Annotated in this window: 14 protein-coding genes; 7 read left to right on the forward strand and 7 right to left on the reverse strand. The window is 43.8% G+C overall.

From position 1 onward, the window contains the following. The first annotated feature begins 104 nt into the window (after positions 1–104). The 3 genes from ACQKMP_RS24295 (at position 105) to ACQKMP_RS24305 (ending at position 2,064) form a co-directional block, all read left to right on the forward strand. Positions 105–644, forward strand: coding sequence for an RDD family protein (locus ACQKMP_RS24295; protein ID WP_427471446.1), 540 nt, complete (start codon positions 105–107; stop codon positions 642–644). A gap of 129 nt (positions 645–773) precedes the next feature. Next, positions 774–1,208 carry a MarR family winged helix-turn-helix transcriptional regulator gene (locus ACQKMP_RS24300; protein ID WP_042185446.1) on the forward strand — a complete coding sequence of 145 codons (435 nt, stop codon included), beginning with the start codon at positions 774–776 and terminating at the stop codon, positions 1,206–1,208. Positions 1,209–1,254: 46 nt separating this feature from the next. Next, on the forward strand, positions 1,255–2,064 hold the full coding sequence (locus ACQKMP_RS24305; RefSeq protein WP_042185448.1) for an SDR family NAD(P)-dependent oxidoreductase: 810 nt from the start codon (positions 1,255–1,257) through the stop codon (positions 2,062–2,064). Positions 2,065–2,150: 86 nt separating this feature from the next. Here the strand turns inward: ACQKMP_RS24305 and ACQKMP_RS24310 are convergent, their stop codons facing one another. Genes ACQKMP_RS24310 through ACQKMP_RS24320 form a run of 3 tightly spaced genes read right to left on the reverse strand, consistent with a single transcriptional unit; the run spans position 2,151 to position 5,294 of the window. Beyond that, positions 2,151–4,463, reverse strand: coding sequence for a hypothetical protein (locus ACQKMP_RS24310; RefSeq protein ID WP_427471449.1), 2,313 nt, complete (start codon positions 4,461–4,463; stop codon positions 2,151–2,153). Continuing rightward, complete coding sequence (locus tag ACQKMP_RS24315; protein ID WP_042185452.1) at positions 4,453–4,800, reverse strand: hypothetical protein; 348 nt, start codon at positions 4,798–4,800, stop codon at positions 4,453–4,455. The genes ACQKMP_RS24310 and ACQKMP_RS24315 overlap by 11 nt, the downstream gene beginning before the upstream one ends. Further along, entirely contained in the window at positions 4,797–5,294 is a 498-nt protein-coding gene (locus ACQKMP_RS24320) for a sigma-70 family RNA polymerase sigma factor (protein WP_269321802.1), read from the reverse strand. Before ACQKMP_RS24320 ends, ACQKMP_RS24315 begins: the two co-directional genes overlap by 4 nt. A 310-nt stretch (positions 5,295–5,604) precedes the next feature. Between ACQKMP_RS24320 and ACQKMP_RS24325 the strand changes: the two genes are divergently transcribed. The 4 genes from ACQKMP_RS24325 (at position 5,605) to ACQKMP_RS24340 (ending at position 9,931) form a co-directional block, all read left to right on the forward strand. Continuing rightward, entirely contained in the window at positions 5,605–6,285 is a 681-nt protein-coding gene (locus tag ACQKMP_RS24325) for a DUF4309 domain-containing protein (protein ID WP_427471506.1), read from the forward strand. Positions 6,286–6,430: 145 nt separating this feature from the next. Continuing rightward, a complete protein-coding gene (locus ACQKMP_RS24330) occupies positions 6,431–7,582 on the forward strand; it encodes a winged helix-turn-helix domain-containing protein (RefSeq protein ID WP_427471451.1) in 1,152 nt (383 codons plus the stop codon). Positions 7,583–7,663: 81 nt separating this feature from the next. After that, a complete protein-coding gene (locus ACQKMP_RS24335; RefSeq protein WP_427471453.1) occupies positions 7,664–8,962 on the forward strand; it encodes an MFS transporter in 1,299 nt (432 codons plus the stop codon). 402 nt (positions 8,963–9,364) lie between these two features. After that, entirely contained in the window at positions 9,365–9,931 is a 567-nt protein-coding gene (locus tag ACQKMP_RS24340) for a histidine phosphatase family protein (RefSeq protein ID WP_341126070.1), read from the forward strand. 85 nt (positions 9,932–10,016) lie between these two features. On the opposite strand, the gene ACQKMP_RS24345 is transcribed toward ACQKMP_RS24340, so the two are convergent. The 4 genes from ACQKMP_RS24345 to ACQKMP_RS24360 all read right to left on the reverse strand — a co-directional run bounded on the left by ACQKMP_RS24345 (position 10,017) and on the right by ACQKMP_RS24360 (position 13,237). Continuing rightward, a complete protein-coding gene (locus ACQKMP_RS24345) occupies positions 10,017–10,799 on the reverse strand; it encodes a TatD family hydrolase (protein ID WP_427471456.1) in 783 nt (260 codons plus the stop codon). Further along, positions 10,796–11,929: a copper amine oxidase N-terminal domain-containing protein gene (locus ACQKMP_RS24350; RefSeq protein WP_427471458.1), complete on the reverse strand. Its 1,134-nt coding sequence runs from the start codon at positions 11,927–11,929 to the stop codon at positions 10,796–10,798. Before ACQKMP_RS24350 ends, ACQKMP_RS24345 begins: the two co-directional genes overlap by 4 nt. Before the next feature lie 103 nt (positions 11,930–12,032). Continuing rightward, the gene (locus tag ACQKMP_RS24355) at positions 12,033–12,680 is read right to left on the reverse strand and encodes a hypothetical protein (RefSeq protein ID WP_427471460.1); all 648 of its coding nucleotides are present in this window, start codon (positions 12,678–12,680) and stop codon (positions 12,033–12,035) included. 137 nt (positions 12,681–12,817) lie between these two features. Beyond that, a complete protein-coding gene (locus tag ACQKMP_RS24360; RefSeq protein WP_076284020.1) occupies positions 12,818–13,237 on the reverse strand; it encodes a MarR family winged helix-turn-helix transcriptional regulator in 420 nt (139 codons plus the stop codon). Positions 13,238–13,284: the final 47 nt, after the last annotated feature.

The following is a 13,284-nucleotide window of genomic DNA, read 5'->3' on the forward strand; positions in this document are numbered from 1 at the left end:
ATAGACGGGTGATTCTAAAGCATAATAAGGAACTGGAAACCATTATTGAAGAGCGGATAATCAGGATGAATGAATAAAGTAAGCATAGAGAGTGAGGCCCTAATATGGATAATTATAAGGTTGAACGTTTGGAACAGGAGGATTTCATAGGCTTTTGGAAAAGAGTTCTCGCTACTATTCTTGATCTCCTTATCATTCTGATACCTGCGGTTATTGTATACTGGATATTCAATTCATTAGCTGTATCCTTGCATTCGGAGATTCCCATCATCCTTGAGTATATTTTCTTCGTCGTGTTTGATGTTTTTATGATCGTTAGATTTGGAGGAACGCCTGGGAAGCTGGTTTTAAAGATGAAAATTGTCAATCAGCAAGGGAATATCCCAACGTTGAAGGAAGCTCTAATTCGAAATATTTTCCGAATCATTAGTACGATTTTTTCAATGATTGTTGGCGTAAGCCTCTACGATCTCACTGTGATTTCCACCACTCTTAATTTATGGGCACCTTTAGCTACTGACCTCAGTAAAATACTTGGCCTCATCATGCTTGTGGATTATCTATTTGTCGCATTTACTCCCCGTAAACGGGCGCTTCACGATATGATGGCTGGTAATTATGTTGTTGATAAATCCGCAATCTAAAGGATGCTTTTATAAGCATCCTTTTTTTAATATTAAGTATTTTACTATTAAATAATTTACTATTAAATATTTTAGTGTTAAAATATATCTCGAAGCAGCTAATAATTATGAATATCTAAGGAGGATGTCTTGGAAAACCCAGATATTTTTAGACTCATACATGCAGTTGAATTATTCACGAATGAAATTATTGTTCGATGGATGAATGCTTTTGACCACAATATTGGGATATCTCCTGTTCTCGTCTTGGGAGAATTGAATAAAAAGGGTCCCCAGAAGCAAACTACTTTGGCTAAGAAGCTAGGTTATACGCCGGGGGCGATGACGAATATTGCCAATCGCTTAATTAAGCAGGAAATGGCCGAGCGCAAATATAACGAGGATGATCGCCGAAATGTACTGCTGTCTATCACGGACAAAGGCAGAGATGTACTGAAGGAAGCACAGCTAAAAGGGCAGGAGCTCCGAGCTGAAATGTTTCAGAAGCTCGATGAAGAAGAACTGCAGCAATTCTTGAAAATCTATGAAAAGTTGTTAACGAGCTTTGATAGCTCTGAAACATAAATGAAGTCATCTAAGAATCTTAATCACATTATAAAGGGGTATGAATATGGGAAGAGTTCAAGGTAAGGTTGCATTAGTAACTGGAGGCGCTTCAGGTATTGGCTTATCAGCCGCTACTTTAATGGCTAGAGAAGGAGCCAAAGTTGTCATCGCCGATTTTAATGTAGAGGCTGCCAAAGAAGCAGCGGCTAAGATTAAAAGTGAAGGTGGAGAGGCGGAAGGTCTTTTCCTGGATGCATCCCAAGCGGATTCGATCAAGGAAGCTGTTGATTTCACAGTCGCTCAGTATGGCACAATTACAGTCTTATTTAACAATGTAGGTCTAACTAATCTGCAAAAAGACCTAGATGTCGTCAACATAGATTTGGAAGAATGGGATCGCTTGATGAATGTGAACACCAAAAGTGTTCTGTTAGGCAGCCGGTTTGCCATTCCACATATGATTAAAGCGGGCGGGGGTTCGATCATTAACACAGCTTCCATGTCAGCATTTGCTGGAGATTCATTGCGCACGGCTTATGGCTCCTCTAAGGCAGCTGTTGTGAACCTAACTCGTTACATCGCCACACAATATGGTAAAGATAAGATTCGTTGCAACGGAGTGGCTCCGGGCCTGATCTTAACACCTGCGGCTGCAAGAAATATGCCGCCAGCTGTGCTGGATATTTTTCAGAAGTTCAACGCTCTGCCTTACCATGGAGAAGCGGATGATATCGGAAACACAGTGTTGTTCCTGGCATCGGATGAATCTAAATTCATTACTGGTCAAACGATTGAAGTAGAGGGTGGTCACTATATGTCCAACCCGAGCATTACGGACTTCCAGAATTACATGATGGAAGCTAAAGGTAAATAAAATCATGCGTAATTAAAAAATCCGGTCCATGCTCGTGTTAATCGAGAGGGACCGGATTTTTGTTTGTATAAGTGAGTTAGGCTAAGTTAGCTTACCTTTTCAACAGCTTGCATAAAGGTCTTCAATGCGGAAGACTTTGCCCCTTCGATCCATTGCTTCAAAACATCTGTCTGACCATTTACATACCATCCGAGTTTTTCCTTCAGCTCTTGGTCAAAGTTGTTAGGCTGTTTTGTTCGTTCAGCTATGAGCTGTTTAATCATTTGTGGCCAACGATACCCATTAAGACCAAAGCTGTGTTCGGGGTAATGCTCAGCCAGTGTCAATACAGAAGAAAGCGACTCACCAGCGTATAATTCTGCCGCCAAATAGCTGCCAATAAAACGATGGCTGTTATCATGCTCTAAGGCGATAGCAAATTGCTCCCGAGCTTCTGTAAGCTTGCCTTGATGCATGAGAGCTACGGCGTTTATAGAGCGTACATAACTGTTTAATTCGATTGGGTTTAACTCGTTGTAGCGGGAATGAAATTCGTTATAAGATTTCCAGTCCTTATGGTCAAAATAATACTGTGTCAACGTGAAGGTATAATTAGAATAAGGATGCAACTGTATGAGCTTTTGGAGTAGCGGAATCGCCTGATCTTCTAATGAGTCATCCTTCGTCAGGGAGGATTTAGCGAGCATCAGCTTCACAAGCATATGCAGGGCATGAGCATCCTGTGGATCATCGGCAACATTCTGTTGGTACATTTCTATGGCTTGATCAGGTTTCTTATTTAACAATAGTCTATCGGCTATGGTTAATTCTCGTTCCTTGAGATAGAAGAAGGGCAGATTACCAACGGTGTCTTCGTTCAATCTGTAGCCATTACTGCGGGTAAGCAGATGTCCATCCGCATCAAATGCCTCGATATTCCAAGAAAAGCGTGCTTCAGGATTCATGAACACGAGAAAAGATAGAGGATCAATCGATTCAAAGCCCTCTCCGCCACTGCCGTAGGAGAAACCACTGTTGTAATAGAGTTCATCTACTGGAATAGAGACTTGATTGTCCGTGATATGGTCCCGAATCTGCGAACTGAAGGAGCTCCCCACCATTGAGACCCCACCGCTTAAACGATAGTAAGCCGCACCTTCAACAGCCTTCCAGTGGAAATCTACAGAATGACCCGTTATCGTCTCCTGATTAATAGGAGACTGAAGCTCAAGCAGAGGTCGTAGAACAATGCTCTCATTCAACCTATCATCCGGTTTAACTTCAATCCAATCGTCATTCTGTACAGGCCAAGTCCATCCGTCGATCTGATCATAGCTAAGTCCAAGCTGCAATTGATAGAAGCCCGGAATCACACCGTGGAATTCGAAACGCCCTTCATCGTCGGTAACGATTCGGTACGGTTCAGCAGCTGTGATGCTGTGATTAACCTCGCTTTCAGCACGGAGAAAAATACCTGCGCGTGAGATTGGTGTCCCATCGCTTCGGGTTAGGGTTCCAGATACGACAGCTGTTGAGGTACTTCCCATATCTACAGCTGACTGAATGGCAGATATTAGCGCTTCAAGCTGCATTTCGGCTTCTGAAGTGCCAATCGTTGGTGCTGAACTTGATAATGAGCCCGCTGCTTCGCTGTCTGCAGTGTCTTTATCAGAGTTACTAATGACAAGACTCATTTGTTTATGAATATCCTGCCAGTATTTTTTGTAGCTCTCCAAGCCATTGGTTACTACGGCAAGGGCTTCCTGCGCTTTGCCTTTCGTGAAGAGCAGGCGCCCGGTAAGCCATGCTTTTTGCGCTTCTAAATCTTTCTGATTCTCGTATGGAAATGTAGTTTGTTCAAGAATAGATTCAGCGGCTGTTGTATCCCCACGATTCAGGGCACGTTCTGCTTGAAGCAGCGCCAGTTCTTTTGCCACGCTAGAATTACTGTCTAACTGTTTCGCGGCGGTGTTTAGCGCTTGATCTCCGACGTCTCTACGACCAAGAGCATCATATTCGTAGGCAAGCAGCTTTACCGCAAATATACGTGTATTATTCGCTGGCCCATCAAGAATGTATTCCTCTAGCAACGCGATTTTATCCTCTGACAGCAAGCCGGAAATACTAGGTTCATCATGATTCCACTGACTCATAGAGGGGCCAATATTTACGTCGTATCTATACGGATCGTAGCCGTGCTCCTTATCGATGATATTTGTTTGAATAAGCTCCATACGTTTACTGCCAGTTGTAGACTCTAGCTTTTTCAGAAGTTCTGTACGGGCCAGGTTAGATTGAACAGCTGGGCTTTCCTCCATTTGTGCCTTTGAGGAGGGCAGAAAGTTAAATAGAAGAATGAGCAGTGAGGCAGGGAGTAGCACGAATGACACTAGATGTTTGACTTTGATCTTAATTCGCATGTCTCTTCACCGCCTGATCATAGATATCCTTCCAGTACGTATTGCCCCCAGCCTCAATAAGTTCACGGTTCGGGTGCTGCTGGACGTTTTGTTGTGGTTGATGTTTAACCTCTGGTTGATGAAGTGTCAATGATACGACTAGAATAATGGCACCAATCGCGCCTATAGGTTTCACAGGGATCTCGATTTCTTTATTCCAGAAAGCCAAGAGACGAGCTCCAAAGGTTGGAGGGTGGGTCATCTTGAGGACGCGTTCATGTCCTTCGAAGTGTATGGGTTGTAGTTCTTCATCTAGCTGTTGCTTGATAGCTTCGCGTTTCGTATTCCCCGTATTCATAAGAAATGTCCCTCCTTCTCCAACATCTTTTTTAAGAGTGTCCGTCCTCTAACTAACCGGGATTTAATCGTATTCTCCGGTGTATTCAATTGCTCGGAAATTTCACGGATGCTCATCTCATGAAAGTAATATAACGTCAGACATTCGCGGTATACATAATCGAGATTCCTGATGAATTCGGCGAGTCTAACATTATGCCATTCCACCATAAAAAGCTCTTCTGCACCGGCAGTGAAGCCCGCATCATCGCTGGCTTGTAGCTCTGACCCACCCGAGGGGAAAATATTACGCCAGCTCCAAGTCCGTTGCTTCATGCGGCAGCGGTTGACTACGATGCGAATGAGCCAAGCCTTTAACCGTTCGGGATCCTGCAACTGATTCATTTTGGCATAGGCTTGAATAAAAGTATCTTGTACCGCCTCTTCGGCACTCTGTCGATCCTTGAGCAGTAAGCAAGCGGTTCGGAGCAGCATATCGCCGTAATCGTCCATCAATAGGCGGAGAGCTGACTCATCCTTTGCTTTGATTCTCTCTATAATATTCAGATGAAGCTCCCCTCCCTTTACTAATAAGATGCGGCTTGGAGGATTAAGGTTGCGTTTGTGTGGAATATTTTTACTAAGGGGGAGTATCTCCCGAGATGATGTCCCGTAATTTATTGATGTTCAGCAGATTTGGGTAAATGATTTTTAGACCAAGCCAAGCCCTCCTTGGCTGATGAAACTTTTTCATTTCAGTATCGTCTATATTTTCAGTTCCATTTTTTTGCAAGCTGGTTTTGAGCTAACCCACTAAGGAGATGACATCATGTCGGTACAGATTAAATTTTTAGCAGCTTCTATTTTGCTCACAGGAATGATTGGATTAGCTGGATGCAGCTCGAACAATGAGCAAGCTAATTCTGCTTCCCCAACTACGGCGCCAACTGAAACGGTAACAGCAACCGCAGAACCAGAAGTTAGCCCATCAACCACTCCTTCGGAAACCGCACCAGCAGCGACCGCTTCCCCTACGGAGACTAATAAAGATACAGCGAATGCGAATCCGCAGAATAGCGACAAACAACTTCAAGAATTACTTGAGCTTGCTAAAAAGGGCAAGGTGCCCGGTGTTGAATATGCTGCTCATACCGGACTAATTGATGAGGTAGAAGCTGATTGGGGTAAACCTGATCAACAAGAGTCAGCGGGAAAAGGTATTTATGCTACCTACACTGATGAACATGTCGTATTCGGATTCAATAAAGGGAGCCTAATCTTCGATGTTCGTTCCAGTGATGCTGCGCTGCAAGAGCTAACACTGAAACAGATCGAGTCCACACTGGGCAAGCCGGATGATACCAAAGTAAATGGCGAGGATAAGATCTACACTTATCAAGCCAATGATCAATTCCAGTTGAAATTCATTATTCCAAACTCGACGGGTAAGGTAGGTCACATCTCTGTTTTTAGTGAACAGGATTCCATTAATAATATGGCTGGATAAGACCAGCAATGGGTGCAAGGAGCAATCATGCAGAGAAATCTGCGGGTTGCTCTTTTTGTATGTTTTTTTTTAATCTGGAGTACGCCTTGGATGGGCTGATATAATGTAACCAATGAGCGGATTCGGGGGAAAGAGAGGTTCTATCATGCAGCTGGAATTAATCGAAAGTGAATATAAAGTGACCGGAGATGGGATAACGATCGAATTATTCCCAAAAGAGTTTACGCTTTTTCAGTTCTTGTACAAAAATAGAGGGCGTACGTTTAGTCGAGAACAACTGCTGGATAAGGTATGGCCCCTAGAATACCCAGTAGAGCGAACGGTAGATGATCATATTTATCGCCTTCGTAAAAAGCTTAACAAGCTACAAGGCTTGGATATTAAGACTGTTCGTGGATTTGGCTATAGTCTGATGATGCGGGAACCCTCAGTAACTATGACCAATCCGACTACATATGACGCAAAGATGCAAGAGACGATGCGGGAGGTATTCGTAAAATATCATCAATACGGCCAAGGACGATCCATGTTAACTTTAGCGCGACAACAGGATGTTTTGGGTTATGAAATGGATCCGTTCTATTCGATCTATATTCATTTTGTGCAGGGAGATTTGGAATGGCTTCTGAACACAGAGGAAGTTGAGATAGAAGAGCGTTTCTATTCTTTGATGATCTGTTATATATTTTTGGGTGATCCGAAGAAGAAATTAGAGTTCTGTGAGCTAGTCCTTGAGAAAAAGATTCTTTTGCCGCCCCAGCATCGTGAAATGGAGATCCTTAATATTCTGGATTTGTACACATTTGCCGGGCAACCGGAAAAAGCAATAGAACGATTAAAGCTAACGCATGAAGTGATTAAAGAGCCTGGGTATGAGAACTTCATTCCTGTAACGGCCATTTCCGAAATGCTCGTACACTTGTGGATGGGGACAAAAGATCAGGAATTGGAGCGGATGGCAAAAGACATTGAAGTGCTTTTGCAGGAGAAACCTTTTTTGCGTGAGATCGGCAGTTATAAAGTTGCAAGAGGCTTGTGGTGTCTACGGCGCAAGTCTTGGCGTGAAGCAGAGCAGTTATTGGATGAGGCGCTTCAGGTGCTAGAGATGTCAGGATTCGTGCCGATGCGGATATATGCGTTATACCGAATTGTTCACTATTGTAACGAGTTTTCTCCCCAGTCAGCTTTGCATCAGAAATATGCAGATTTATTTGAACGAGAGAAGGAAGAGCGGGGATTCCATCGTTTGGAGCAATCCTTGGAAAACGTGCTTATGAATATCGTGACAGCTCTCTGATAATTCTCTGACAATTCTCCGTTACATTAAGATCATGCTTCATATGTTCTTGTTCTTAATCGTATCTTGGAGGAATGTCCGATGAATGCTTCATCACAAGCAGGAACGAGTCTGCTAAAAAACAAAGTGTATATGCGTGTGTACAGCGCATATGCGACAGCCACTTTTGGGGATTGGTTCGATGCACTGGCGATTCAGGTACTCGTAGGGTACCGCTGGCAGGCTAGTCCGTTAATGCTGGCTTTAATTCCAGTCTCCATAGCTTTACCTGGGATTCTGCTCGGCTCCGTGGCGGGGGTAGCGGCTGACCGACTAAATAAGCTAAAGCTAATGCGGATGTGTGATCTACTAACGGCATTGTTAACAGTACTAGTTCTTTTCGCTCCCAGTATGGTGTGGCTACTCCCGTTACTGATGTTGCGTGCTGCTATCTCGACGTTAAATGTGCCTGCCCAGCAGTCGATGACCCGCAGTATGGTTAGAGAGGATCAGCTGCTTCAAGCCACCTCACTTAATGGAATCGTAAATCAGGGTTCTAAAATCGCTGGGCCATTGCTGGGTGGTTTTGCATTGTCTGTGCTAACGCCGCAGTGGTGTATTTTGATCAATGCTTGTCTCAGAGGCTGTTCTTACTTGCTCCTACTTACTGTTAAAAATAGTGAAGCAGGACAAGTCAGCTCAGAGAGCAAGGGGGATCCAGAGGAGCATGTTTCTCTCCGCACGATGTGGAAGGAAGGCTGGAGCTTTATGCTGCGCAGCAGACTGCTGCTAAACAGCATGCTATTTGGTTTAGTTGGTGCGTTAGCTATTCAGATGATCGATTTTCAGTTTACAAGTCTATTCAGAATTATCGCACCTGCTGAGGAATCTATGCTGGGCTGGCTTGTCGCGGCAACTGGTGTGGGTGCAATATTGATGATCATGGTCATGAACAAAATGAACCGGGGAACAGGCTACGGCTGGAAGCTAGGTACGGGTTATGCACTTATTGGTGTATCGGTCGGAGGGCTTGGCCTGCTTCAGCCAGGCGTTACTAGCCTTCCTGTATTGCTGCTGGGATTCGTACTGGGTCTCGGAAACGGAATGTTTATGATTACCTTCAATTATTGTTTACAAAAAGAAACTCCTCCGCACATGACAGGGCGTGTGTTCGGTATTCAAAGTACCATTCTTAGCGGAGTTATGATTGGCGCTCCACTCCTCGGTGGAATGCTGGTTCAGGCTGCTGGGCCTAGCCGAATCTTTTTAAACTTTGGTATCGTAATCGCTTTGATAGGTGTGCTTGGGATAGTATTTGGCCGCATGCTGTGGCCTGTGCAGAAAGAGAAAAGTGATAGCTCAACGGAGCAATCGGGGAAGGTTAAAGTAGTGGAAACTTGAGGCTGCAGATTTATTCAGAAATAAGCTTGCGAAGGTGTGGAGTGAAGGTCAGGCAAACTTGCCAGACTAGAAGGCTTGAGTAGCATAGACTACCTAGCAGGCTTACCTAGCATTTAGTTGCAGAATCTGCAATTAAATGCTGTTCCATCGTTCAAGCCGAACTTTAGTTGTATTTAGTGCAGCTATAATTTGATTTTTTCTCTTTTGGGGTAGAAATGATGGTTTTTAGTTGCAGAAACTACACTTATTTGCTCAGCAGACCTCTTTTTACGCTTAATAGTTGTATAGAGTGCAATTAAGAGATTTCCTAGCTCGCTAGGATCAATTCTTGCCCGTAAGGGCTTTTTTTATGAAGGAGTTTGGATAGAACACGAGAAATGTAAAGGTAGAGGAGGGGAAAGAATGACAACTTTTATTTATATGGTAAGGCATGGAGAGTCACCCAAGCTGCCCGGAGGAACTGAGAGAACACGTGGATTAACAGCGAAGGGGGAGGCGGATGCCCGTAAGATAACGGAGAAATTACGTCTCGAAGGAATTGAAGTCTTTTATTCAAGTCCATATCTTCGGGCTATACATACGGTTTCTGGCTTGGCGCAGGAGTTAGGGGCAGAGATTCAAAGTGTTGAAGATCTTCGGGAAATCCATTTTTCGGATGGAAATATGATCATGCCTGACCAGGAGCTATATCCATTACTGGAAACAATGTTTGCTGATCCGGATTTTGTTCCGGTTGGTGGAGAGTCCATTCATGCGTGTCAGAAGCGATCAGTTAGCGTACTGCAAGATATACTGAAACAACACAGTGGGCAAAAGATTGCGATTGGCACTCACGGTGCAGTCATGACGCTTATGATGAATTATTTTGACGCCAAATATGACCTGGATTTTCTACTACAAACCACAAAGCCGGATGTTTATAGAATGGAATTTACAGGCGCAACGTTAGTGGGTGTGGAAAGGTTGTGAACTCCCAAATTGGGATAAAGCTGTGATTATTCATAAGGATGGCCTAGCTTAGATAATGTTCGCTAGGAACCATCCTTTTGTTTATTTACAAGCTATAAAATCGCTTAGTATTCGCAGTTAGTATCTCTTCTGCTTGGCTGGAAGTGTAGCCATGTAGCGCTCCCCAAGCGGCAGCAACATCTCGAATCATAGATGGATGCGTGACTCTACCCGCAAAAGGTCCTTCAAATGGCCAAGGACCATCGGTCTCCGCCATGACAAGCTCTGGGGGATAGCGGCGGGCAAGCTCTTGGATCTCCGTCTCATAAAGGATGTCAGGGGTGAAAGAGATGTAGTAGCCATTCTTAATCATACGGGTAATGGCTTCTTCGGGTCCCTTGAACCAGTGGAAGTGGGCACGCTTTATACCATGTTTCTCTAAAAGATCACAGGCAATCAGCGCATCCTCATAGACAGCGTGCAGGACCACTGGTTTATCTATACGGGCGGCAAGCTCAAGCAACTGATCAAGAAGCTGAATGTAAGGCTCCATATCAAAAGCTTCGCCGCGCTCCAGCGCTTCAGCACGCGAATAATAAGGCAGTCCAATTTCACCTACAGCGATGAAATCCTCCCGGGCTTGACGCTCAATCCATTCCAGCAAAGAGGATAACTCAGCTTTCTGCGGTATGGGTTGCTCTGGATGAAAACCATAAGCTGGACGTACCACTCCGGGATAGGTAGCGGCAAGCTTTTGAGTGCGAACGCAAGAGTCTAAATTCATGGAGACAGCAATCAGGGCTTCGATCCCCAAGTTAGGAATCTCACTCAACATTTGTTCTGAAACCTCAGGCTCATATTGCTCTAAATGTACATGGGCATCAATCATAGCTGCTTACCCACCACATAAGAGGCATACTCCTCATGCGGCTCAAAACGAATGGATTCAGGTTCCATTCCATCATTCCCTGATTTGTAGGAAAAGGTTAATGTGCCAATACTATCCAGAAATCCGATATAAACATTGGTTTCAGCTTTCAGCTTGCCTTCTTCTACCATGTAGTAAGTCACAGCACCAATCCCGGCTTTTTCGCCAAGATTGCCATCCTCGCCACGATCCGGATATCGCATAGTAACCATAGATGGAGTTGAACCTTTTACCTGAATTTGAATTAAGGCATCGCCTTTTTCATTGGAGATTTTTGAGGTAACAAATGCTGAGACAGCTTTATCTGCGGAAGGTACATTCATTTCTTTCCACTGGTCAGGCTTAATGACGTGAAGCTCCTGCATAGACATGCCCGTACCTGTTCCTAGCCACAGTATGACAACAACTTCTTCCTGCCCATCCTGATCTATGTCGGCATAATGAATCTCAGGAGTGTAACCTAACAATCTTGGTGCTTCCCAATTAAACGTATGCTTGTTACCGTTCACCTCTACAACAAATCCTTCGTAGGTACCGCCATTTTTGAGGGCAGTATACAGCTTAACTTGGTCATTTTCTGTAGCAATCGCGAGAGGTTCGCTGGGTGTTCTTACGGTAGTACTAACATCCCCTGATGTAATGGAAACTTCATTTTGCGAGGCATTCAGCTGCGCAGTGGCACCAGAGAGAGAGTTTAGAGAGTCTGCCGGAATATATATAATACCATTTCGAAGAATTGCAGGTCCCCCCAGCTCATTTTGATAACCGTCACCTTGCATATACTCATTACCTGGCTTCAAAACATATTTACTGCTTCCATCAGAGATGGTTAAGGTTTTCGTAGCATTATCCCATTGTTGTTCAGATGAGTAGTACTCCATGAGTACTTTTGCAGGTACATAGACCTTATCACCTGAGAAAAAAGGTGGGAGAGAAGGAAGAACGGTTTCTCCATCAACGATTAGCTTCAGTGGTGCTTCAGTAGTTTGTGTTTGGTTAATTGCCATTGTTGTATCCATATCTATAGATGCCGATGCTCCGCATCCGGCTAAAAAGAGCGTGATAGCTCCGATTACGATGATTTTATTCATAATTACCTCCGAGGATTAAGTCCAATCCTCTTAAGTATAGATTAAATCAGCGCGTAGTAGGTCACTTTCTGTAAACAAAGCAGAGACAAGGTTGTTACGTTTGCTATTTATTTAAAAATACGGTCCGAGTAACTTGTGATTTAGGGTCTACCGTTAGACTTTTGGTATAGCGGATCTCCCCAATAGAACAACCCGGTCCGATGACAATATCTTCACCGCAGACGAGATCTGCTGTCGTTCGATATAACATGATGCTAGTCCCTTCAATCGTTTTGCAGGTAAGCTTCCGGAAGTAGGGGATTAGCGCATTCATTAGCTTCAAAGATGGCTTAACAGTAATGGTACCGCTAGATTTTATGACATTGATTGTGCTTCTGTTTCCTAAACGTAGCTCAATGGATGATTCAGCAGTTAACCTATGAATCTTCACAGCACCTTCGGCATAAAAGGTTTCGAGTGCAGCATCTTGTGCTGCAGAAAAGTATCCAGACGATTGCAGTCTGTGTGCCTGGATGTGTTGAACTCGTAGACCTCCTAGATTGATAACCTGTTCGGCTCTACAATGACCTCCAATCGAACAATCACCAGATACTTTTAACTTAGCGGTAGTAACATTCTTCTGTGCACTTAAATGGCCGACAACATCGATGCTATCCGCACGAACATCTTCTTTGAGGGTCAGTGAACCTCTTACTTTCAGCGGTGGACCGATCATTTCCTGGCGTTCAAAAGGATCATTAGCATTGGACATTTACAGGGGCCGCCTTTCGGAAAATATTTTAATGATTAAAATATATAATTATTATAATATATAGTCAATATAGTATTTTGGACATAAAAAAACTGCCGTCAGTTTCCTGACAGGCAGCATATATAACCCAAAAGCTTTTAGTTCATCATTTTATCCATTAGCACGTTTATTTGTTCTAAGGTTCCTGAAATTTTATCCAAATCCGAGGTAGGAAAGGCTTCAAAGATATGGAGAATCCGCTGATGCCCTTGTTCTGTAAGGACAATGTTGACGACTCTGCGATCCTCCTTCGTCCGCACACGTTCGATAAGACCGGCATCTTCCAACTTATCACACATCGAGGAAGCGGCTCCTGGTGTAATAATGAATCGTTCGGAGATGTCAGTAATGTTCAAGCTACCTATAAGCCTGAGCTGGAACAGCAGTAGGATCTGATTGTGAGTCAGGGTCTCCTGCTTGGTGATCATATCAATGAAGAACTGGGATTTCTGCTGCACATTTGCCATAGATTCCATAACCTTATGGATAGCATATTGTTTATCTTGCTCTGTGCTCATAGCCACGCTCCAATTTACTTTAGTTCCTAAAATATATAGAAGCTATA

This window comes from Paenibacillus sp. NPDC101420 (assembly GCF_050277435.1).
Classification (GTDB): Bacteria; Bacillota; Bacilli; order Paenibacillales; family Paenibacillaceae; genus Paenibacillus_AQ.